At 48.7% G+C, this 526-nt stretch carries 1 protein-coding gene; it reads left to right on the plus strand.

Annotated elements, in window-relative coordinates:
- The coding region (locus ACT3TJ_RS18050) for an IS630 family transposase (RefSeq protein ID WP_444666139.1) at positions 1-526 on the plus strand (526 nt) is incomplete at both ends.

Here is a 526-nt window from a genome sequence, read left to right on the forward strand (position 1 = left end):
GCGTGACGAAACAGATTTCCGCCATACGCAAGAGATGATCAATGTATTGAAGGAGTGGGAAGATGATGGTAAGTGCGATCTCTATTTCTTTGATGAGGCCGGTTTCTCGCAATCATCGTCACTACCTTATGCATGGAGCCCGATAGCCAAGCCTTGGGAAGTCACTGCCTACCCACATAGCAAACGGCTGAATGTACTGGGTTTTCTCACCAGAAAAGGTGAGTTTTTTCACCACATGACCACCGACTCTGTGACCACTGAGACCGTTATAGAAGCCTTTGATCAGTTTGCGGCACATAAAGACCCTGACTCCTTCACCGTCGTGATACTGGATAATGCCAGAATGCACCGTTCCAGGGCATTTCAGCGCAAACTTCTTGATTGGATGGCACATCGCATTCACTTGGTCTATTTGTCGCCGTATTCGCCGGAGCTGAACCTGATCGAAATCCTTTGGCGCGAAATCAAATACCGGTGGCTACCGTTAACAGCCTACAGTTCGTTCGATAAGCTTTGTGACGCGGTC

Origin of the sequence: Halomonas sp. AOP30-A1-24, assembly GCF_052378165.1 — a bacterium.
In the GTDB taxonomy this organism is placed as follows: domain Bacteria; phylum Pseudomonadota; class Gammaproteobacteria; order Pseudomonadales; family Halomonadaceae; genus Vreelandella; species Vreelandella citrativorans.